This is a genomic window from Singulisphaera sp. GP187, from assembly GCF_900129635.1.
Lineage (GTDB): Bacteria > Planctomycetota > Planctomycetia > Isosphaerales > Isosphaeraceae > Singulisphaera.
The window spans coordinates 1,823,161-1,845,194 of the sequence record NZ_FSRB01000001.1; the positions used below are offsets into that span (position 1 = coordinate 1,823,161).

General features: G+C 62.2%; 17 protein-coding genes. 10 read left to right on the plus strand and 7 right to left on the minus strand.

The window, feature by feature from the left end:
- Nucleotides 1-119: 119 nt before the first annotated feature.
- The 10 genes from BUS42_RS46370 to BUS42_RS07305 all read left to right on the plus strand — a co-directional run bounded on the left by BUS42_RS46370 (nt 120) and on the right by BUS42_RS07305 (nt 9,629).
- Nucleotides 120-1,202, plus strand: a complete 1,083-nt coding sequence (locus BUS42_RS46370) for an NADH-quinone oxidoreductase subunit D (RefSeq protein ID WP_410001699.1) — start codon at nt 120-122, stop codon at nt 1,200-1,202.
- 99 nt (nt 1,203-1,301) lie between these two features.
- Nucleotides 1,302-2,024: a 4Fe-4S binding protein gene (locus tag BUS42_RS07265; RefSeq protein ID WP_074306344.1), complete on the plus strand. Its 723-nt coding sequence runs from the start codon at nt 1,302-1,304 to the stop codon at nt 2,022-2,024.
- A gap of 242 nt (nt 2,025-2,266) precedes the next feature.
- Nucleotides 2,267-2,533, plus strand: a complete 267-nt coding sequence (locus BUS42_RS07270; protein WP_074310795.1) for a hypothetical protein — start codon at nt 2,267-2,269, stop codon at nt 2,531-2,533.
- Between the two features lie 28 nt (nt 2,534-2,561).
- Nucleotides 2,562-2,918 (plus strand): NADH-quinone oxidoreductase subunit A, encoded by a 357-nt coding sequence (locus BUS42_RS07275; RefSeq protein ID WP_074310797.1) that lies wholly within the window; start codon nt 2,562-2,564, stop codon nt 2,916-2,918.
- 53 nt (nt 2,919-2,971) lie between these two features.
- Nucleotides 2,972-4,306 carry an NADH-quinone oxidoreductase subunit NuoH gene (gene nuoH / locus BUS42_RS07280; protein WP_074306345.1) on the plus strand — a complete coding sequence of 445 codons (1,335 nt, stop codon included), beginning with the start codon at nt 2,972-2,974 and terminating at the stop codon, nt 4,304-4,306.
- Between the two features lie 55 nt (nt 4,307-4,361).
- The gene (locus tag BUS42_RS07285) at nt 4,362-5,048 is read left to right on the plus strand and encodes an NADH-quinone oxidoreductase subunit J family protein (protein ID WP_074306346.1); all 687 of its coding nucleotides are present in this window, start codon (nt 4,362-4,364) and stop codon (nt 5,046-5,048) included.
- 10 nt (nt 5,049-5,058) lie between these two features.
- The gene (nuoK, locus tag BUS42_RS07290; RefSeq protein ID WP_083670091.1) at nt 5,059-5,388 is read left to right on the plus strand and encodes an NADH-quinone oxidoreductase subunit NuoK; all 330 of its coding nucleotides are present in this window, start codon (nt 5,059-5,061) and stop codon (nt 5,386-5,388) included.
- Between the two features lie 148 nt (nt 5,389-5,536).
- Complete coding sequence (locus BUS42_RS07295; protein ID WP_074306348.1) at nt 5,537-7,297, plus strand: NADH-quinone oxidoreductase subunit N; 1,761 nt, start codon at nt 5,537-5,539, stop codon at nt 7,295-7,297.
- Between the two features lie 73 nt (nt 7,298-7,370).
- The gene (locus tag BUS42_RS07300; RefSeq protein ID WP_074306349.1) at nt 7,371-7,778 is read left to right on the plus strand and encodes a hypothetical protein; all 408 of its coding nucleotides are present in this window, start codon (nt 7,371-7,373) and stop codon (nt 7,776-7,778) included.
- A 279-nt stretch (nt 7,779-8,057) separates the two neighbouring features.
- On the plus strand, nt 8,058-9,629 hold the full coding sequence (locus BUS42_RS07305) for an NAD(P)/FAD-dependent oxidoreductase (RefSeq protein ID WP_083670092.1): 1,572 nt from the start codon (nt 8,058-8,060) through the stop codon (nt 9,627-9,629).
- 168 nt (nt 9,630-9,797) lie between these two features.
- Here BUS42_RS07305 and BUS42_RS07310 read toward each other — a convergent pair whose 3' ends face one another.
- The 7 genes from BUS42_RS07310 to BUS42_RS07340 form a co-directional block, all read right to left on the minus strand.
- Nucleotides 9,798-10,613 (minus strand): hypothetical protein, encoded by an 816-nt coding sequence (locus BUS42_RS07310; protein ID WP_074306350.1) that lies wholly within the window; start codon nt 10,611-10,613, stop codon nt 9,798-9,800.
- A gap of 12 nt (nt 10,614-10,625) precedes the next feature.
- Entirely contained in the window at nt 10,626-11,765 is a 1,140-nt protein-coding gene (locus BUS42_RS07315) for a M20 family metallopeptidase (protein WP_074306351.1), read from the minus strand.
- A 24-nt stretch (nt 11,766-11,789) separates the two neighbouring features.
- The gene (gene menC, locus BUS42_RS07320) at nt 11,790-12,896 is read right to left on the minus strand and encodes an o-succinylbenzoate synthase (RefSeq protein ID WP_074306352.1); all 1,107 of its coding nucleotides are present in this window, start codon (nt 12,894-12,896) and stop codon (nt 11,790-11,792) included.
- A 277-nt stretch (nt 12,897-13,173) separates the two neighbouring features.
- The gene (locus tag BUS42_RS07325) at nt 13,174-14,709 is read right to left on the minus strand and encodes a M16 family metallopeptidase (RefSeq protein WP_074306353.1); all 1,536 of its coding nucleotides are present in this window, start codon (nt 14,707-14,709) and stop codon (nt 13,174-13,176) included.
- On the minus strand, nt 14,706-16,052 hold the full coding sequence (locus tag BUS42_RS07330) for a M16 family metallopeptidase (RefSeq protein ID WP_074306354.1): 1,347 nt from the start codon (nt 16,050-16,052) through the stop codon (nt 14,706-14,708). The genes BUS42_RS07325 and BUS42_RS07330 overlap by 4 nt, the downstream gene beginning before the upstream one ends.
- A gap of 91 nt (nt 16,053-16,143) precedes the next feature.
- Nucleotides 16,144-17,199: a ComEC/Rec2 family competence protein gene (locus tag BUS42_RS07335; protein WP_074306355.1), complete on the minus strand. Its 1,056-nt coding sequence runs from the start codon at nt 17,197-17,199 to the stop codon at nt 16,144-16,146.
- Nucleotides 17,200-17,414: 215 nt separating this feature from the next.
- Nucleotides 17,415-21,689 (minus strand): amidohydrolase family protein, encoded by a 4,275-nt coding sequence (locus BUS42_RS07340; protein WP_074306356.1) that lies wholly within the window; start codon nt 21,687-21,689, stop codon nt 17,415-17,417.
- Nucleotides 21,690-22,034 lie beyond the last annotated feature (345 nt).

Sequence of the window (22,034 nt, forward strand, 5' to 3'; positions counted from 1 at the left end):
TCCCCAAGGACTACAAGGACTGGGGAAAACTTTCGAGCCACGACGACGTCAAAGGGGAATCGCTGCTACCCAGCGGCGTCACCGTCAGCGAACTCGCCACCGACCAGTTCCTCATCAGCATGGGTCCCCAGCACCCGAGCACCCACGGTGTCTTCCGGATCAACCTGCGCGTGGACGGTGAGACGATCATCGGCCTGAAGCCCGTCATGGGCTACATGCACCGAAATCATGAGAAGATTGGCGAGCGGAACACGTTCTTGATGAACTTCCCGTTCACCGACCGGCTCGACTACCTGACGAGCATGGGGAACAACTTCGGCTATGCGCTGGCCGTCGAGCAGCTCATGGGGGACGACGCCAAACCCCCGGAGCGGGCCGAGTATATTCGGGTGATCATGGCCGAGTTGACCCGGATCGCCAGCCACATGTGGTCGATCGGGTTCTTGCTCAACGACCTCGGGGCCTTTTTCACCCCCGCGCTCTACGCGATCGAGGAACGAGAGCTGATCCTCGACCTGTTCGAGTGGGCCGCCGGTAGCCGGATGATGTGCAACTACTTCCGGTTCGGTGGGGTGGCCTTCGACCTCCCTCGGGGCTGGGTGGAGCGCTGCAAGGGGATCGCCTTCGACCGCCTCGACGGCAAGATTGACGAACTGGACCGCTACCTCTCGGGCAACGAAATCGTCCTCGAACGCTGCAAGGGGATCGGCGTCTTGACCGCCAAGCAGGCGATCGAGTTCTCCACCGCCGGCCCCGTCCTCCGCGCCTCGGGGGTTCCCTACGACATTCGCCGGGCCGCCCCGTACAGCATCTACGATCGGTTCGAGTTCAAGGTGGTCACCGGCACCAACGGTGACCTGTACGACCGTTACCTGGTCCGACTCGAGGAGATGCGCGAGAGCGTCAAGATCCTCAAGCAGGCGCTTCGTGACCTTCCCGAAGGGCCGATTTTGCCCGGCAAGAAGACCTATCAGATCAAGGTCCCGGCCGGCGAGGCCTACTCTCGGGTCGAGAATCCCAAGGGCGAACTCGGCTATTACGTGGTGGCCGACGGTTCGTCGTCCGCCTACCGCTATCATATTCGGAGTCCAAGTTTCATCAACCTGACCGCACTCGAGCAAATGTGCCTGGGTCACACCATCGCCGACGTCGTGGGAATTCTCGGTAGTCTCGACATCGTTTTGGGCGAGGTGGACCGCTAAGGTCGGATCGGCCGGGCCGGGTGGGGTGGGCCTACCCTCTCGTGGGCTACGTTCGGTGGGCGGCGCCCATCCTCCAAGACTGATAGGGACTCTTGCACCATGGGCAGCGGTTACGGGATTATCACGGGCCACCTGGTCACGCTTCGGCGGTTCCTGCGCACCTTCTGGCGCGATATCCGAGCGGGTAAGGGGCTCCAGCGTCGCGGCGGCGGACATCAACTCCTGGACCTCTGGCCCTACAAGGCGGACCGGGGGAACGAGCCGACCATTCTCCAGGATTACAAGACCGAGGGCCTTTTCACGGTCGAGTACCCCGACGAACGGCTCCCGGTCTACGAGCGGTTCCGCGTGTTGCCGGTCCTGATCTATGACGACGACGATGGCAACGTTCGGTGCACGTCGTGCAACATCTGCGCAAAGGTCTGCCCCCCCCAATGCATCTGGATGTCTCAGGCCAAAGGACCGAAGGGGAACGTGGTTCCTCTGCCTGAAGACTTCTACATCGATATGGATGTCTGCATGAACTGCGGACTCTGCGCCGAGTATTGCCCATTCGACGCGATCAAGATGGATCAGAACTTCGAGCTCTCGAACTACGAGCGCCATCAGACGCACATTTACAGTCTCCAAGACCTGCTCGTCTCCAGCGAGTATTATTCGCGGACGCACCCGGACGCCTGGAGCAGCGAGGAGGAAGTGGCCGAACGGAACAAGGTTGCCAAGAAGAAGGATCAGCGGCTTCAGAAGGCGCTGACGGCGACCGCCAAGCCGGCCGCTCCCCTCAAGGCCGCCCCGAAGCCGGTCGCCGTGGAGCAGGCCTGACCTTTGAGACGCTCGCACGCGTGAGCAGCGATCGACAGTCTAGACCTCACGGGATCGCGACGATTGATCGGGAAAACCACCGCCAATCTGTTGTGTACAGAACTGCTTTCATGTTTAGGGTTCGCTAGTGTCGTGACGGAAAAGGGTGCCCCCTTGCCGACCTTCACTGGCCGCCGTAGTATGTTCGCTCAGCTAGGTTATCAAGGCGCAATCGAGGCCTTGAGCAATTGCCGGAAGATATCATGATTCCCACGCCTCCGAAACCGAAGTACATCGCAGGTTCCCGGCTCCGCGTGACCCAACGGGTCCGCGTCGGTCATCGTGAGTGGACCACCCAAGTGGAAGGCCTGGTCGAGCGGGAAGGCCTCCGTCCCGTGGGTGGAATGGAGATGGGCGGCAAGGCCTCCTATTGCCACCAGTCGACGATCCGGCTGCGTCGCGACGATGGTGAAGTCATCGTCGTCGCCGTCGATGAAAATAGCGTCGTCCAGTCTTTGTCCTCGAGTTGACCGTGGCTTCGGAGCAATTGACGTCATGATTATCTACAACTACATATTCGTGGGTCTCTTGCTACTGACCGCGATCGGCTTTGCGCTCGCGCCACTCTTGCTGGTCGCCATCGTCGCACCTCGTAAGCCTTCGCTGGCCAAGCAAGATATTTACGAGTGCGGCGTTCGGACCCACGGCGAGACCTGGATTCGGTTTCGGATCCAGTACTATATCTACGCGATCATGTTCGTGGTTTTCGACATCGAGACCGTCTTCCTGTACCCCTGGGCGGTGAGTTACTCGAGTCTCGGTCTGTTCGCTCTGGTCGAGATGGTCATTTTCTTGGCCATCTTGTTCGTCGGCTTGGCCTACGCCTGGGCCAAGGGCGTGTTGCGCTGGGTCTGAGTGTCGCGTGAGGCGAGACGGTTGGGTCGGACTTTTTGATTGACCAAGGGGAGATGCTAACGGTGAATTTCGCAACCGCCTGGGCCCTGCCGATCGTCTGGGCCCAGCAGCAGATCGACCTTAGTTTCTCCACCAAGGTGCAATGGGCGCTCTGGCTGGTTGTGGGATTCGTGGGGATCTTCCCCGGCATCGTCGCTTATATGGTCTGGGCCGAGCGGAAGGTCGCCGCCCGGTTCCAGGATCGGATCGGCCCCAATCGTGTCGGCCCGCTCGGCTTGCTCCAGCCGATCGCCGACGCACTCAAGCTGATCACCAAAGAAAACATCGTCCCCAAGTCGGCCGATCAGCTCGTCCATCTCCTCGCTCCGGTCGTGCTCCTGGTCTCGGCTTTCCTCGTGTTGGCCGTCGTTCCATTCGGGTTGGGGACCATTCAGGAAGACCACCCCGCGCACTTCAACGGGCTCGTGCCGATCGATCCTCCCTCGGGCCTGCTCTACTTGATTGCCGTTTCCAGTCTGGGCGCACTGGGGATCTTTTTGGCGGGATGGTCGAGCCGAAACAAGTATTCACTCCTCGGTGCGATGCGTGCGGTCGCCCAGCTCGTTTCCTATGAAATCCCCCAAGTTCTGTCGATGGTGCCGGTCGTCCTCTGGACGGGCAGCCTGAGCATGGTCGCCATCATGAACCAACAGCTCGATCACGGCTGGTTCCTCTGGTCTCCCCCCGGCCTGCTCGCGTTCTCCCTGCTCCTGATCGCCAGTCTCGCCGAAGTGAACCGGACTCCATTCGATTTGCCCGAGGCGGAATCCGAGATCATCGCCGGTTACCACACCGAGTACTCGGGGATGCGGTTCGGGCTCTTCTTCCTGGCGGAATACCTGAGCGTGTTCGCAGTCTGCTGCCTGACCACGGTCATCTTTCTCGGCGGCGGCAGTCTCCCGTTCAGCGGGCTCCTGCCGTTCCTGGACTACCCCCGGATGTTTGGCGGGGTGACCACGACGGCATACCTGATTACCAACCTGATCTCGGTGGCTGTCTTCGCGGCGAAGGTCTTCTTCCTGATCTTCGTGATGTTCTGGATCCGGGCCACCTTGCCTCGGATGCGGGTCGACCGGCTCATGAACTTCGCCTGGAAGTACATGGTGCCCTTGAGCCTGATCAACATCCTGATCGCGGCCGTCTGGTTTGAATGTGCCATCCGGTCCAGCCGACCGTTCGCCTTCGCCGGGATCTCGATTCCCGGCTGGATTTTGGGCTGGGTCGTGACGCTCCCCCTGGTCGGCGTCTCGGTCTGGTTCTGCTTCTGGTTCAATCGACGCGAGCGGACAGCACTCCTGGAAGCCGCGAAACCCCGGCGGGCCGTGATCGTCCCCGTCACCGCGCGATGAGTCGAACGCTTCACCCAAGATTGGCCCGCGTTGCCGGGGGCCGGAGACGAACCTCGTGAGTCAAACGCTCTTTTTGGTCATCTCAGCGGTTGGACTGGTCGCGGCCGTAGGGACGATCCTGGCCAGGAACCTGGTCCACGCAGCGCTCTACCTCATTGGCTTTTTCTTTATCATCGCCTGCCAATTCGTGCTGCTCGAAGCCGAATTTCTGGCGGCGATCCAAGTCCTCGTCTACATCGGCGCGGTGGCGATCCTGCTCATGTTCGGGATCATGCTCACGCGAAACATCCAAGGGGATGATACCACGACCGTCTCACCCGGCTGGACGATGCCGGCGCTTGTGGCCGGGCTTGGGCTCTTCCTCATGCTCGGCTTCGGGATCAACAACCATGTGGGCCTGAAAGATCGGGCCGACTGGTCGGCGACGGTCAACCGACCGTCGATCGTGACCCGGGAAAAGGAAACCCCCTCGCCGCGCGCCGTCGCCATCAACAATATGGGGCTCGCGGTTGGTTACGAGATGATGACCCGATTCGTGGTCCCCTTCGAAGTCGCGGGCCTCCTTCTGACCGCGGCCCTCGTCGGTGCTATCGCCCTCGCCCATCGGGAAGGGGACGACGAACCGGCCCGACTCGGAGCCCAGGCCACCGGACTCCACGGGTTGACGGAGCCTTCCCCGAGCAACGTTCAGGCCGAGCCTAGCGGATCGCGATCGGAACCACTCTCCTCACCCTCGAAATGAGTTGCCCGCGATGAGCCGTGATATCCCGTTGAATTGGTTCCTCTATTTCGCCGCGGCCTCGTTCTCGATCGGGCTGATGGGCGTCTTACTGCGCCGCAACGCGATCGCTGTCTTGATGGCGATCGAGATCATGCTCAACGCGGCCAACGTCAACCTGGTTGCATTCTGGCGGTACGGAATCCCCGCTCCCAATGAGGGAGCGTTGACCGGCGTCATGATGGCTGTGTTCGTGATCACGATCGCCGCCGCCGAGGTGGCGGTGGGCATTGGTCTGATCCTGCTCTGCTACCGTCGCTGGCAAGCGGCCGACGTGGATCGGTTCGATAGCCTCTCCGGCTGATCGAATTCCGTGCCCCCTCGATTGGCCGATCCCGATATCAACCGGCATTGAATTGTCTGAACAATGATCCTGCTCGACGGAATGTTCGCGGCCTCCCGAGTCGGAGCGGATACCGCACCGTAACGAACGCCACCAAGGGCCATAGCCGATGCCTCCCAGCGCTATCCCGTCACTCGACTTTCGCGACTTCCACGCCCTCGCACCCGAGATGATTCTCGCGTTCTGGGGACTGCTGGTGCTGATGGCCGACCAGACGGTTTTCCGAAGTCGGACCGCGGCGCGGCGTCAACAGGCCGCCGGCCGGCTCACCTTGCTCGGGATCGTCGTCGCCCTGGGGGCGGCCTTCCTACCCTTTGTCATTCGGTTCAACCTCTACGACCTCGCGAAAACCCTGAATTTCGCGGGGATCGACTACATGAGCCTGCCGGATCGGAGCCTCTTCCTGGGCAGCCTTTCCGACGACCTGCTGACCGAGACCTTCAACGTCCTCCTGGTGCTCATGCTGGGTCTGGTCTCGTGGCTGTCGATGTCCTGGTCGTTTACCGAAGACTGGGGCGAATACTTCGCGCTCCTCTTGTGGTCGACCGTGGGCATGATGCTCCTGATCGCGTCGGACGAGTTGCTCAGCCTCTTCCTGACCCTCGAGCTGATGACGATCTGTCTCTACTTGATGACCGCGTTCGAGAAAGAGAAACGGCGGTCTCCCGAAGCGGGTCTGAAGTATTTTATCTATGGCTCGGTCTCCTCGGCCCTGTTCTTGTTCGGCCTGAGTCTCGTCTATGGGCTCACCGGAACCACGCGGTTCGACGCCATCCATAACATTCTCCACCCGATTCTCAGCAGTTCTACGGGCCTGTCGGGCAACCTCGCGGGAGCCACGGCGGTCCTCTTGTTGCTGGTTGGGTTCGGATTCAAGATTGCGGCGGTGCCGTTCCATCAATGGGCGCCTGATGCTTACGAAGGAGCCCCCGCGCCGGTCACCGCCTGGATTGCCACCGGTTCCAAAATCGCCAGCTTCATCGCACTCATGAAGGTGTTGCTGGTCGCCCTGGGGCCGTGGGGCAGTAGCTATGCCTCGGTGATGAGCCCCGGCTGGATCGGGATTGTGGTCGTTCTCTCGGCCGCCACGATGACTTACGGCAATTTGGCCGCACTCGCGCAGCGCAACCTCAAGCGAATGCTCGCCTACTCCTCGATCGCCCATGCCGGCTATATGCTGGTGGGGGTCGCGGCGGCGGGGGTTTCGGTTCGCCGTCAGGAGTCGGCTGGCTCGGTGCTCTTCTACCTGGTCATCTACGGTTTCAGTAACATCGGCGCCTTCGCCGTGGCTGCCTGGCTCGCCCGAGACAAGCAGAGCGACGACATCGACGACCTCAACGGCCTGGCATACCGTTACCCATTCTTGGCGACCTGCATCCTCCTACTGATGCTCTCACTGATCGGCATGCCTCCGCTCGCCGGCTTCTTCGGTAAGCTCTATATGTTCATGGAAGCACTCGACCAGGAAGGCAACCAGGTGACCCGGGTGGCCTTGGTCTGGCTGGTGGCGTTGGGCCTGCTCAACAGCGTCGTTTCCGCCTTCTACTACGTGCGTGTGCTCAAGGCGATGTTCCTCCGCGATCCGGGTCGAACGGTCTTGTCCCCCGCGTCGAGCTCCATCGCCCTGCCCATTGTTCTGGCGACGGCGGTCGTCGTCGGCTGTGGGATCTACCCGGCTCCGTTGATGGACATCATGAGGGGAGCTTCGATTCCGATGCTCTCGGCGAACGCACGGGCCGCGCTGAATCCCACGGAGGCTCCGGACTCGGGTGCCACGGGAGCGCTACCCAACGATGGGGCGCAACAACCTCCGGTCGATCCCGGCCAGACCCCCCCCGCTCCCACACCAGTCTCTGCTCCGAAGTCGTGAGATGAGATCAATTGGCGTCCAGGTCGGCGGTTATCCGAGTTCGTGATTCCTCGCGAAGAGAGACGTAACGGCGATGGCCATTATCAACACGCTGCAAAAATGCCTGGACAGCCCCTATTTGTTCAAGGACGACCAGGCGCCGGAGAAGATTCCCGCACTGCTCGCCAAGGCGGCTGACCGGCTCGAGGCCGCGGCCAATCTCCAGGCGACCGGCCAGGGTGATCCCGCCGACATCAGTTTCCTGAGCTATGAGGCCATGTTCTCCTGCCTGCGCGCCCTTGTCTATCAAAAGGGGTATCGGGAGGCGGGCTTGCGCTGCCTGATGCTGGCCTGCGAGAACCTCTATGTTCGACCGGGCCTACTCGACGCCAGCTTCATCGTCGCGTTCGAGCGCGCTCAGGGTTTGAAGACTCCTCCCGCCGAAAATCTCGCCGCCGCCTCGTCGTTCGTCAAACGAACTCTCGAGATCTTGACGGTCTGACCGAATCGGCTTCGACGAACCGGTCATTCGCAATAGATTCGAACTCTCGCGCCCCTTGTCGCGAGAGTTTTCCTTTCTCGATTCGTCATTTCAGAACCCATATCGCGTGTTGCCAGACTCGCCGCCCATGATCCCACGGGTTGGCGAATGCCGACCTTGACCGTTCGCCGCGATTATGCCAAAAACTCGCGTCGGCCCATTCGCGAGCCGGGACCACTGAGATGAGACGCACCGGGGACGGCCCCGGCGAGCGGACGCACCTCCAAAGGATGGGAGGCCATGATGGACATCAATTCATCACGAACCGGGAAGGTTCGTTCGGGGTTGCCGCCGCATCGCTGGACCAAGGTTGACGACCCGGACGGTCTCGCCGTCGTGGCGTCCCACGCGACCGTGATCGCGGGCGGAGGCCCGGCGGGCCTCACCGCGGCTTACGAACTGTCGAAGCACGGCCACTCGTGTGTCGTGCTCGAGTCCGACCCCAACCTCGTCGGTGGAATTAGCCGGACCGACCAGTACAAGGGATACCGATTCGACATCGGCGGCCATCGCTTCTTCTCAAAGAGCGCCGAGGTCAACGCGATCTGGCGCGAGATCCTCGGTGATCAGTTCGTCACTCGTTCGCGTTTGAGCCGGATCTACTACAACCGCAAGTTCTTCCACTATCCGCTCAAACCAGTCGACGCCTTGATGAAGCTCGGGCCGTGGCGGGCTGCCTTGATCCTCGCGAGTTACCTGAAGGCGACCCTCAAGCCCATCAAGCCCGAGCGGAGCTTCGAGGATTGGGTTGTCAACCGCTTCGGCCGGCTCCTCTTCGAGATCTTCTTCAAGACCTACACCGAGAAGGTCTGGGGAATGCCCACGAATGAGATCACCGCCGAGTGGGCCGCGCAACGCATCAAAGGACTGAGCCTGGTTCGAGCCGTGACCAACGCCCTGTTCGGGAGCCGCAAGTCGAACGGGGAGGTCATCAAGACGCTCATCGAGTCGTTCCAGTATCCTCGCCTCGGCCCGGGTCAAATGTGGGAATGTGCGCGCGACAAGATTCGCGAAAAGGGAGGCGCGGTGCATCTCGACCGCCGCGTCGTCCAGATCGAACACGATGGCTCGGCCGTAACGACGTTCGTGACGAAAGACTCCAACGGCAAATTGACGGCCTACCACGGCGAAAACTTCGTGTCGACACTGCCGATCCGCGAGTTGATCCGCTGCATGAGCCCCCAACCGCCCGACGCGGTGGTCAAGGCCGCCGAGTCGCTCCGGTATCGCGACTTCCTCACCGTGGTCTTGATCGTCGATCGCGCCGAGACCTTTCCCGACACATGGATCTACATCCATGAACCGGACGTACGTCTGGGGCGCGTGCAGAACTTCAAGAACTGGTCCCCTGACCTCGTTCCCGACCCCACCAAGAGCAGCTTGGGGCTCGAGTATTTCTGCTTCGAGGGCGATGACCTCTGGACCATGCCCGACGCCGAGCTCATCGAGTTGGGCAAGCGTGAAATGGATAAGATGGGCCTGATCGCCGCATCCGAAGTGAGCGACGGCTGCGTCGTGAGAATGCCCAAGGCCTACCCGGTCTACGACGACGCCTATCAAGGGCATCTCGCCGTGATCCGCGCCTGGCTCAAGAATTTGCCCAACCTCGAGTTGGCGGGGCGCAACGGCATGCACAAATACAATAACCAGGACCATTCGATGATGACGGCCGTCCTGGCCGCACGGAACATCCTCGGACTCGGGCAGTTCGACACCTGGAAAGTGAATACCGACGCCGAGTACCACGAGGAAGGGAGCGAGGCCGAAGACACCACCGGCCGAATCGTTCCGCGGAAGATCAGCGCGACCTGAACGGGATCCGAGCGATCCCCCGTCTGATGAGTGCTTCATTCAGTCCGGTGCGCTTGGCCTGGGCAACCTTGTGGATCCACCAATTCCCGTAGGTGGGCACGGCCCACCATCCCGATCTCCTCGCCAGAACGGAGGATAGGATGGTGGGCCGTGCCCTCCTTACGGGAGTCAACGATGGAGCAGGTAGTACGCACGCCGGTCCGCGTCCGAACGCTCGCCCACGAATCCGACCGCACGATAGCCGGCGGCAAACGCGGAGGTCAAGCTTTCGCGAACGGCAAGCCGCCAGGCTTCGGCCATGCGGGCATCGCGAGCCCGCAGTCCGGCGATGTCATGCGGGATTTCCACGAGCACGTTCGACCCCTCCGCGGGTTGAGTCCTAACGACGGCTCGGGATCCATCGGCAATCGCCTTGGACTCAATCAAATAAGAATAAGTTGACCACTCATGCGTGGTGGCGGCATCGGGTCGTGGGGGGGCGGCGAGCTCCCATTCGGCGATCAACCGGTCGGTCGGGACGCCAAGGTTGAGCGCATCGGTGCGGGGACCGTACATGTCGTCGACATAGCGATTGGACGTGGCACCAAGCTTTACGAGATTAAAGCGGGCGTTGCCGGCCTGGAGCGGATCGAAGGCCCAGGCGATGAGGTCGACGCCACTCTCGAGTGCCAGGTCGCGCTGCGCCATCTTGAGTCGATAGCCGAGCCCGGTCGACTGCCGGCCAGGGACGACACCGGTCAATTGCGAGTAGAGACAGAGCCGGCCCCCGGTACGGCCGAGGAACGCGAACGAAACACCGACCGCCTCGCCGTCCGGCAGGAAAGCGCCAAGGACGACACCACCGTGTAACTGGGCCCCCACCATCGTGGCGATCGGCACCACGTAGGAGTCATCGGCGATTCCCCAGGCGAGGCGCTGGGCTCTCTGACAGGCATGATATTCCTGGACGTTGGCGGGGCGTCGGATCGTAATCTCTTCACTCATCGAAAAAACACCTCAAAGTTCCAAGAGCAGACACGCCAACAGAGCTGCGCGTTCCGGCAGGCTGTCGATAAGGATATGCTCATTGAGAGCATGCGCCCCCGCGCCCGGCACGCCCAGGCCATCGAGAGTGGCGACGCCCAGGGCCGCGGTAAAATTGCCGTCGCTGCCCCCTCCGGTCGACCCTTCGTCCAGTTCCAGCCCGAGCGAACGGCCGATCTGTCGTGTCCGCTCGAAAAGCTCCCGACTCGCCGTTGTCCGTTCCATGGGGGGCCGATTGATCCCACCACTGACGTTGACGGAAGCCCCGGGAGTCAGCGCGTGGAGGCCACGGAACGCGTGCTCGAGGCGTCGAGCCTCATCCATCGTCGCCACGCGCACATCGACACGCGCCATGGCCTGCGCGGGGACGACGTTGGGGGTTGTCCCTCCTGAAATGAGTCCGACGTTGATCGTGGTGCCAACGGATGGGTTGGCCAGGGCATTGATCCTGGGAATCTGGAGCGCCAGCTCGTTGATCGCGCTGATCCCTTTCTCGGGCTCGACGCCTGCATGAGCGGCCTTCCCCTCAATTTCGACGGTAAAGCCGCCGACCCCTTTGCGGGCCGTCTTGAGCAGGCCGCCGGGAAGTGGAGGTTCGAGGACGAGAGCATGGGCGCACTCGCGTGCGGCGGCTTCGATATGCGCCCGCGAGGTCGGGCTGCCGATTTCCTCGTCCGACGTGACCAAGACGTGGATCGGCCGCCGCGGCGTCAGGCCAAGCGCCTGGAACGCCGCCAAGGCGGTTTCGAACAGGATGATGCTCGCCTTCATGTCGTACGAACCGGGACCGTAGGCGCGTGGACCGTCGACACGGAAGGGACGATCGACCACGGTCCCCAGGGGCCAGACCGTGTCGAAATGAGCCAGGACGAGGGCAGGGGGGAGGTCACCTTCACGATAAAACCAGGCGTCGACATGATTGCCGCCGGCTGGGTTATCAATCAGTTTGACATTGCCTCCAAGTGCTTCGAATCGCCCTGCCAGCATGGTGGCGTAGGGGTCGAGGACGGCTTTGTCACGGCTGGGCGACTCGAACACGACCAGCGTCGCGAGGTCGGCGAGCATCGATTCGCGGCGCTGGATCATCCAGTTCAGAAGGGTGGGGCCGGGCATATCGCTTTTCTCTTGCGGGGACGTTCAGGCCGTCAAGCTCCACTGGCGCAAGGCCAGGGGTTCGATCCGCTCCTCGATTGGCGCAAAGCCGAGACCGACTCCGAGCGGAACCTTCACGGCTCCGTTCTCGGCCCGGATTGGCGGCTCCACGAGATCCTCGCGGTAATACTTATCCGACCCGGAGACGTCGCCGGGCAGGGTGAAACCGGGAAGGCTCGAAATCGCAACGTTCGCCGCGCGGCCGATGCCGAACTCGTGCATCCCGCCACACCAAACCTCGACGCCCCGACCGAGACAGTGGTCGTGGATCCGCTTCGCCTCAAGCAGCCCGCCGACGCGGCTCACCTTGATGTTGATCACGCGGCAGGCCTGCAAATCGAGCGCCTTCCGCGCATCCTCGGCGGAGTGGATGCTCTCGTCGAGGCAGACCGGGGTTCGTAACGCCGCCTGAAGTCGCGCGTGATCGATAATATCATCATGCGCCAGGGGCTGCTCGATCAGCAGTAGATTGAACGCGTCGAGCTGCTTGAGATGCTCGATATCAGCGAGGGTGTAAGCCGAATTCGCATCGACCTGCAACGCGATCTCCGGATAACGCTCACGAACGCTTCGGACGATAGCGACATCCCAGCCGGGCGCAATTTTGAGCTTGATCCGGCGGTAGCCCTCGGCAAGGTACTGGTCGATGAGGCCGAACAGCGTTTCCTGATCGCGTTCGATCCCCAGGCTGACCCCGGAGAGAATTTCCGGGCGCGTCCCACCGAGCAACGCGGCGAGGGATTTCCCTTGGTGGTGGGCCAAAGCGTCCCAGCAGGCGATCTCCAGCCCCGCCTTGGCGAAGTTGTTCCCCTTCACGGACCGGTAGAAGCCGACGAGTTGGTCCACGCTCGCCCACTCCTTGCCGATCACGGCAGGGGCGAGGAAATCCTTCAAGATGTGCCAGCACGTCTCGGTCGTTTCGGGACAGTAGTAGGGATCGGACGGTGAGGCACATTCCCCCCAGCCGATCCCCCCATCGGTCTCGATCCTCACCAGGATATGAGTGATGGAATCTTTGCTGCTGGAACTTGTGCGGAAGGTTCGGACCAAGGGCAGGCGCACAAGTTTGAGGTCGATCCGATGAATTCGCATAGGTGATTTGATTGACTGGCTCGGCGATCGCTACCGACCAAGAATTTTATTGCGTCCGTTCGTATCGTTGCGGATGACGCAAGGGGAAGCCCGCAAGAAATTCAATGATCCAGAATGCCGTGATCCCTCACGTTGAACAAGCTCAATCCCCAAAGCGGGATTCTGTCGGAAGGATTCTCAGCGCCCGGCCCGACCGTCCTCCCGGGAAAGGGCAACCGAGGATCGATCGAGCCGGGGAGACTCCCCAGCTCGATCGACCAATCGAGAGTTGAAAGCGTTATTTCTCAAACATTTGATCGACCGGGATGATTTTAACCTTCACGTCGTTGAGCGGGAATGCCTCGATGACCTTGTCCTCGGCGAGGATGCTCTCGGGCGTCCCCTGGGTGTCGTAGGTAATCGGGGTTGGCTTGCCGGAGAGCAAGGAATCACGGAGTGCCGCGGCATCCTGGGCGACGATCGCGACCTTGAACCCGGGCTTTTTGAGATGGCGGCGGACCGCGGCGTTCACTTGCTCGACGGTAAGCTTCGGCAACCGGCGTGCGAACTCGGTGACAAGATCGTCACGATCGTAGAACTCGCCGTCCATCGCGTAGCCCAGCCGCCGCGAGAGGGTTTGTACCCAAAGCTTGCTGTAGTTGAGCAGGAACGAACGCGTCGCCTCGAAATCGGCGGGCGGGATCCCGTCTTCGATGAGACGGTCGAGCTCCCACAGAGCGCCTCGAAGCGCAAAGACGGTCCGGTCGCGGGGGACCGGGCGGAGCCAGATCGTGAAGGCTTGCTGGCGACGAGGATTGTTCGGCACGGGAAAGGTGCTCATTCCTTCCTGGACGAAATCCTCAATGTAGGAATAGTCTCCATAGTTCAGTCCGCGCTTGCCGCGCAGGTCTTGCATCAGCTTGCCGTTGAACGTCCGGTGCTCTCCCAGGTAGGAGTTGGCAATCGCAAGCGCGTAGAAGTCGTCGTCGCGACGCGTCACATTGAGGGGAAAACCGAGCGAGATCGCCGTCGAATCGGCCGGCTTTTCCACGATCGTCACATCCAGACCGCGAGGCGTCTCGGGGTTCGGCAGCGGAGGAGGGGCAACTCCGTCGGCCGGGAGCGACGAGAGACTCTTGATCAACCCTGGAAGCACCGCTTCGTCAGCGCCTCCGGCTACCCCCAGCCTCAGGGCCTTTTTCGTGTAGTGCGATTGGTAAAACTTCTTGACATCGTCGATCGTGATCGCCTTCAGCCCCTGAACCGTGCCACGGTCCACATGGCCATACGGTTGATTCTTATACAAGTCAACCTGCAAGGTCCACTTGCCGAGCTCTTCATCGTTGCCGCCCCGAAGCGTCTTCGACACGAAGTCGATCGCCTCGTTGCGGAGCCGCTCGAAGTCATCGGCGGCAAAGCGGGGGTTGGTGAGCATCGACGTGGCGAGCGTGGAGTAGGCCGCCAGGTTGTCGCGATGAATCTCACCGGAGAAAACCGTCGTCTCCTTGAGGCAGGCCGAGGAAAGGGCCCCGGCGATTGGGTAGAACTTCTCGAGGATCTGGTCATAAGTCAGATCCGTGGTTCCCCCTTCCGCGATCATGGCGGCGGTCAGGGCCGCGAGCCCCTCTTTACCACGTGGGTCGTCCTGCGACCCCGCCCGGAAGACGAATCGAATCGCGACGAGTGGGGTCGATTTCGACGGGAGGTAGAGCGGGGATGCATCCCCCTTGCCCGTAGCCTTGAGCACGTCATCACTCAAGGCGCTGGGCGAGCCGAGCGGAAAAAGGGCGAGGGCCAGGACCCCGCCGAGCGTGGCGCGTCGGGTCGCGGTCATTTCGATTTCTCCGATTCGAGGATCACCACGGTTTCATTCGTCGGGGCGAAGTAGCGGCCGGCGACACGTTTCAGATCGTCGGGAGTGAGGCGATCGTAGGCGTTATAGCGTTCTTCCATCGAGTCGGGCCGGCCGGTGAGTGCAATCGACTCACTGACGGCCATTGCCACCGCGTCGGGGCTATCGAGCGAGTTGGCGAACGCGTACCGGAGGTGGGACTTGATCGCCTCGAGCCGAGCGACTGGGATCGGTGTCTTGGCTGCCTCGGCCAGGGTTTCCTCGATCCGTTTCCGGACCGAGACGAGATCCTCTGATTTCCGCAACCGAGTTACGACGGTGAACATCGCCGGATCGCGTTTCAGCTCGGCATCAGCCGCAAGGAGCACCACCTTTTGCTCGTCGAGAACCAGGCTCTTGTAGAGTGGGCTGGTCTCACCAAAAACCGCCTGCGCCAGCGCGGAGAGTGCCGCGATGTCCTGGTTCCGGGGATCGGCCGCCGGAATGTGAAACCCGAGGTAGAGGACCGGCAAGGTTGGCAACGGCCAGGTCAACTGCGCAGACCGCTGCGCGGTTTGCTCGGGCTCGACAGGAATCGTCACGGACGACTTCCCGCGTTCCCAGCCCCCGTACTCGTTGCGGACCAGCGACACCAGGCGAGCATGATCGACGTCGCCGGCGACGATGATCGTGCAGTTCTCGGGCCGATACCATCGGTCGAAGAACTTCTTGCTGTAGTCGAACTGGTTGGGCATGTCCTTGACGTCGGCCAGAAAACCGATTGTCGTATGCTTGTAGGTGTGCGCCGTGTACGCTTTGTCCTGCATGGCTTCGTTGAGGATCAGGAACGGCGACGACGCGCTCTTGTTGTACTCGCCGAGCACGGCGCGGGCTTCCTTCTGGAAGTCGGCCTTATCGTACTTGAGGTTGCGGAACCGGTCGGCCTCAACCTCGACCACGGTGGGGAGCGCGGAGGACGGGACCGTCATGTGGTAGCACGTCCAATCATCGGTCGTGAACGCGTTGGCATCCGCGCCCAGGGCCTTGACGACCCTCTGGTACTCGTCTTGCGGATACTTCTCCGTGCCGCGGAACATCATATGCTCGAAGAAGTGAGCGAAGCCGGAGAGGCCTGGTTCCACCTCGTTGCGCGAGCCCGTGCGAACGACCGTGTAGTAGGCGATGATCCCGGGCGAATCGAACGGGACCGACAGGACGGAGAGGCCATTCTCGAGGTCGGTCCGCTGGGCCGGATACGGGAAGATCTTCTCACGCTTCGCCTCCTGGCCGATCGCCGGCGAAGCAACGAGCGCGAGGGTCAGCAAGATGAGACTTTGAGGGCGCATCGTGGGCTCCTTGGGAACGTCGAAGGGGGGCTCGGGCCGGCCTCGGACCTGATGTACCGATCAGCCGGCCCGATCGTTTCCGACTCGAGATTCAACGTGAATCGAACGTCCGGGTCGGTCCGTCCTCGCCGAATTGCACGGAGAATTTTCGGCCGTCCGGGGTCACGTGGACATGGATGAATTGGCCGCCGGCGGGATCCGAATTGGCGATCAGCGCCGGGTCGGTGTTGTCGTCCGCGCTGGTGGCTGCGTTCTTGTGAAGCTGGTAAGCGGCCTGAATCGAAGGGATCGACTTCAAACGCCGAACCGTCGCGGCGTCTCCCCCTTTTTTCGGGCCGTTGTTCATGATCGTCACCGTGGGAGCGATCGTCTTGAGCAGGGTCGGGTGATTGGAGATCGAGAGCCCGTGATGGGTGACCTGATAAAGGTCAATGGGGCCGACTCGGTCCACGGGACAGACAAGGGCTTTCTCGACGTTCCAGGTCAGGTCGCCACAGTCGAGGAAGTCGAACTGGCCCATGCGGATCCGAAAGGCGAGACTGCGCGCGTTGTCACTCGGGTCGACATCCAGGTCGGCCGGGGCCGAGGCACTGAGCGGATTGACTGGCTCGGTCGGAGTCTGGATCACCTGGCCCCCGGAGGCGAGAACGAGCATCGAAACGTTCCCCTTGAGCGGGACCGTGTCCCCAGCCTTCAACGACTTGCGCCGCCCGGAACTCGCCTTGAGGTACGCGACCCCGGCCGGGTCGTTCGGCTTCGGACCATCGGGATAGGCTGCCTTGTCATTGTCGGGAGCGTTCGGGTCGGGAAGCCCGCGGTCCCAGAACTGGTCGATGCGAACTCGTTTCACCAGCCCTTCCACGCCACCGAAATGGTCGGCATGCCAATGCGTAGTCATCAAGTGATTGAGATGGTCGAGCTTGGCCACGTCCTTCAAGACATGCTCGATTCGTTTCGGGTCGCGATCCTCGAAACCACGCCAACCCGAGTCGAGGAGGATCGACTCACGATCAGGGGTGACCACCAAGGTGGCAGCGCCCCCCTGCATGTCGATGAAGTAGATGTCGAGGTTACCCGGCGGCTGATCCGCCCCGAGCAGCAAGCCCACTGCCAGGGCCGCACCGATGTTTCGAAGCCAAGGCCGCATCGATCTCGCTCCTGCATTCGAGGATCTCATGTCAAAATCAGCACATCTTATCACTCATTCGGAATGAGCCCGATTCCGGTCGCGCCAGGCTGGTCCGTTGCCCCTTTTATTGTGCAAGGTTGACGGAGTCAGGGCCCAGCGTGACAGAGCGGTTCCAGCCTGTTGCAAGCGTTCCGATCACCGCGGTTCGACTCGCCACCCCCGGCGGAGCCCAGTCATTCCTGACCCGAGGGAACATTGGTCGCGGGTGGAGTCGCGGCGGAAGGGGCCGGGGCAGCCGGAACCTTGGGAGAGTCGATCCCGAGAATCGCCGTCCCCGCGCGAACCTCGGCGAGCCGCCTGCGGTATTTTTCGTAGAGCCGGGTGTGACGACTCTTGGGATCGATCGGCTTGCCGTCCAGGAAGAGCGCCTTGACCTCGGTTGTCGGTTGGAGCAGGTGGCCGGCAGTAATTACGAGATTCGCCCGTTTGCCGGCCTCCAACGACCCAACCTGCTCGGAGACTCCGAGAATCTGTGCGGGGGCGAGGGTCACCGACTTGAGCGCCTCGGCTTCGGGCAGGCCGAAGGCCACCGCAATCGCCGCTTCGTAAGGGAGGTTGCGCGCCGCTGTCGCCTGCTGCGCACCGGTCGGATTGGATCGGATCGCGAAGCTCACGCCGGCCTCGTGCAGGCGGGCCGGGTTGGCGTAGGGGGCATCGTAGGGATCACTCGGTTCACCCGGGACTCGAAGTGTTCCGCCGACCAGGACGGGCACTTTGGCCGCCTTCAAAGCGTCGGCAACCTTCCAGGCGTCAGCGCCCCCCGAGATAATCGCCTTGAGTTTCAATGTGCCGGCGATTTTGAGGGCTTCGAGGATCTCGGTGCGGTGCTCGGCGTGGAAGATGACCGGCTTCCGGCCTTTGGCGTAAGGAACGAGCGCGGCGAGGCGAGGGTCGGGACCCGGGGCATCGACCGGTTTCTCCTTGGTGTCGGAGACCACTTTGTCGTAGGCGAGGGCCCGATGGAACTCCTCCACAATTGACTCGAGCTGCTCGGTCCGCTTCTTGATCGGGTCGGGGCCTTCGCGACGCGTGCCCGGTCCCTCAACCTCAGGGGGGATGTATCGGGGGATCGACACATGCAAGGCCACGGGATCGGCGATGACCATCTCGCGGGGCACCCAGCCGTTGAGTCCGATGACACAGCCTTGGCCCGAAATCAGGCCTCCCGACGGTTGGACATAGGCGGTCAGGATCCCGTTGGCCCGCGACACCGGAATAATCTCACTGTCGGGGTGAAGCGCTGAGCTGGTGCGCAGCTCGGGTTCGAACTGGGCCGAATCGGCGTCATCCTGGGTCTCGGCAAGGCTATTGACCTCGTAGAGACCGAGCCGAGTTCCCGCGTCCACCAGACCCGGCCAGATGTCGAACCCTTGGAGGTCGATCGTCTGAGCCGAGGAGGGAACCATCGTTCCGGCGTCACCGACGGCCGCGATTTTCCCCTCACTGATCACAAGAGTCCCATTGGCGATGTCCGGACCGCTGATCGGATGGATCGAAGCACCGACCAGGGCGTAGACCTCTTTCGGGTTGTGAGGAATGTCGAGGACGCGCGCCCTCGCCCCATTGCCCGAGGTCGGCATCGCCCTGTGATCGCCGGGCCGCAAGGCGAACTTGCCACTCTTCTCGGAGCGCTGAAACCAGACCTCTCCCTCGATCAGTGCCAGCTCGCACCGCGCAAACGCGTCGAGCGGATGGGCGTTGAAGAGCGAGATATCGGCATCCTTGCCCACTTCGATCGTGCCGAGCCGGTCCTGGAGCCCGAGTTCCCGCGCGGGGTTGATCGTAATCATCGCCAGGGCTTGCGCCTCGGTCAGCCCGCCGTACTTGACCATTTTGGCGGCTTCGAGGTTAAGGTGCCGGATCAACTCTTCGCTATCGCTCTTGATCGAGACGGAAACGCCCGCCTCGGTCATCAGGGCGGCGTTGTAAGGGATGGCGTCGAATGCCTCAACCTTATAGGCCCACCAGTCGGAGAAGGTCGACGCACTGGCGCCATGGGCGACGATCTCCGGGGCGATTTTGTAACCCTCGAGCACATGCTGAAGCGACTGAACGCGCACCCCGTGGCGGGCGGCGACGCGCATCAACATCAAGATCTCATCGCTCCGGTAACAATGACTATGGATCTTGATCGAGCCGTCGAGGACCCCGGCCAGTGCCTCAAGCCGGAGGTCACGGCGCGGCGGCGGAACCACCTTGCCCGCCGCCTTGGCGGCTTCAAAGGCTTTCACCTGCTCCTGGTAGGCGCGGGCTTCCTGGAAGGCACGATCGATCGTCGCCTCGACCCCCATTCGGGTGTTCGGAAACCGTCCCGGGTTTCGCGTGACATTTTCCCCGAGGGCAAATTTGATCCCCTGCGGCGCGTCCTTGAGAATCAGGTCACGCCCCGACTGACGATACTTTAGTTTGATGACGGCGTCCTGGCCACCGATCGTGTCGGCCGAGCCGTGAAGGATCCGTGCGGTCGTCGTCCCCCCCGCGAGGGCCCGGTAGATCGCCGGATCATCACCCGTGATGACGTCCTTGATGCGCACCTCGGGAACCACCGAGAGGCTCCATTCGTTGCCACCTCCTTGGATGGCGATATGCGAATGGGAGTCGATAATTCCGGGCATCGCCACCAGTCCGGTGGCGTCGATGACGGTCAGGCCCTCGGGCGCGATCAGGTCGGGTCCCACCGCGGCGATCTTGCCGTTCTGGACCAGGATCGACCCTTTCGCGATCGTCCCTGCCGGGGTGATGGTCAGGATGGTCGCGTCCTTGATCAGGACGTTCCCCTTGGTCTCGAGCCGCGGCTTGCGGTTATGGTCGAATTCAGTGGCGACATCAAGGAAGGGTGTTTGCGAAGGTTGGTCCTCGATCGTACGGGGAGAAGGAGGCGTCGCGGCCTTCGGGGCCGCTTCCGGTTTGGCGGCTTCCTTGGGCTTCGCCTCTTCAGTCTTCGCTTTTGCCAGTTCGCCCTTCGCCTCGGGTCGCGACGCGCTCGACTCAGTCTTCTTGGCGACGCCGTTCTTATCAACCTCAAACTTTTCGCCGTCGACGAGGACGTAACGGACCCTGGCCTCGTCATCGCCGAATGGGGCGGAGAGGACCACCAGGTGCCCGAGCTTGCCCGGCTCAAGGGTTCCCAGCAGCGGCTCCAGGCCCGCGATCCGCGCGGCACCTTGCGTCAGGCCGGCGAGCGCGGCCTCACGTGACAGGCCGCCCGCGATCAGCTTGCGGATTTGCCCGGGGAAAAGCTCGGGCTTGGCGAGCCCATCGCTGGCCAGCGCAAATCGAACGCCCGCTTTCGCCAGCGTTTGCGCTGTGCCCATCTGCTCCTTCCAACGCGTGGCACGATCGACGAGGACCTGGTAAGGCTCAGTGCGATCGGCGAGGTCGCGCTTGCGGTACTCAGCTTCTGACGGAACCTTGGGTTCATCGGGAAAGTCGAGTCGTAGCACGACCGGGACGTCGAGTGCCTTGAGCCGGTCAACCACTTTCCCCGCTTCGCGCCCGCCGACGATCACGGCTGTCGTGCCAAATTCCTCAGCGAGGTCCAGCGCCCGGTGAATCTCATCGCGCGTGTTCGCTTCCCACCAGACGGGCAGGGACTTAGTTCGGGCCGCCTGGAGCGCGTCGAGCGCGGGATCGTAGGCGAACCGAGGCGACCCTACCGCCGGATTCGCCTTCAGGGTCTGCTGACGCTCGGCATCAAGCATCGCCTGGCGGAGGTGAGCAACAACTCCCATCAAGACCGACGGATAGCGGCCGGCGGTTCGGACCCGCGCTGAGGGCGCCGCATGATCGTCGTCGTCGGTAGGGGCAGGCACCGGTTCGAACGGGGCACGGAGATTAATATGAAGCGCGATCGGCGAACGAACGATGACCTCACGGCGCGGGCCTCCGCTCGTACTGACCAGGGCGCTCTGCCCGGTCGCGATTGCTCCGGCCGGCGCGGCGAGGAGATCGGTAAATCCGAGCTTGCGACGCTCCGCGGCCTGAGCTTCACTCAAGTGGAACGTCGACGCCACTTCAAACTCAGGGGTCAGCCCGTTGCGATTATCCTCGGGCGTCCGCGCCAGGGCAGTCTGCTTGTAATCCACCGAACGGCCGGCCCCCGTTCGCGATCGGACGGTGTTGGGGGATTGGCCGATGGTCGTGAACAGATCGATCAATCCGGGATAAACCACGAGTCCCTTGCCGTCGATCGTCTCGGCGTCGAGCGGGACGGAAACCTTGTCGCTGGGACCGACTGTTTCGATTCGGCCGTCCCGAACCACGATGGTGCCATTCTCGAGCGTATTGTCCGGCCCGACCACGATCTTGGCCCCTTGAATCGCATAGGCGACGGGGCGGTAACCGATCGGAGTGTCGGCCGAGAGCAGCGGAGTGGTTGCGACAATGGTCGCAATTGAGCCGAGGACGACAATGCGGAACCAGAGCCGAATCCGAGCGGCGCTCGTCATCAGATGTCACTCCCAGGCGAACGGCGTCGGGAACATCGTTCGGCCAAGTTCTTTCCCGAGTGGCGAAGAGAGCCGCGTGTCGGGAAAACTCAAGTCCGCAAGGGTTCGCGATTCCGAAATTGCGGATCCTAACCTCTACCGTCATATCATCTCCGACCCACTACGGGCAAGGGTGCGGGCGGCCCAGTTCACTCCGGATTTTTTCGACCCCTGACTCGTGCTCGTGACGGTATCGGGTCGAAAGAAAACGAAGGCGGAAAGCGTCCCATGCTCAACAATTCCGCGCCGATCGACGAACATTATCGTCGACGACGTTGTACTCCGTTCCGCACGATCGACCGTGCT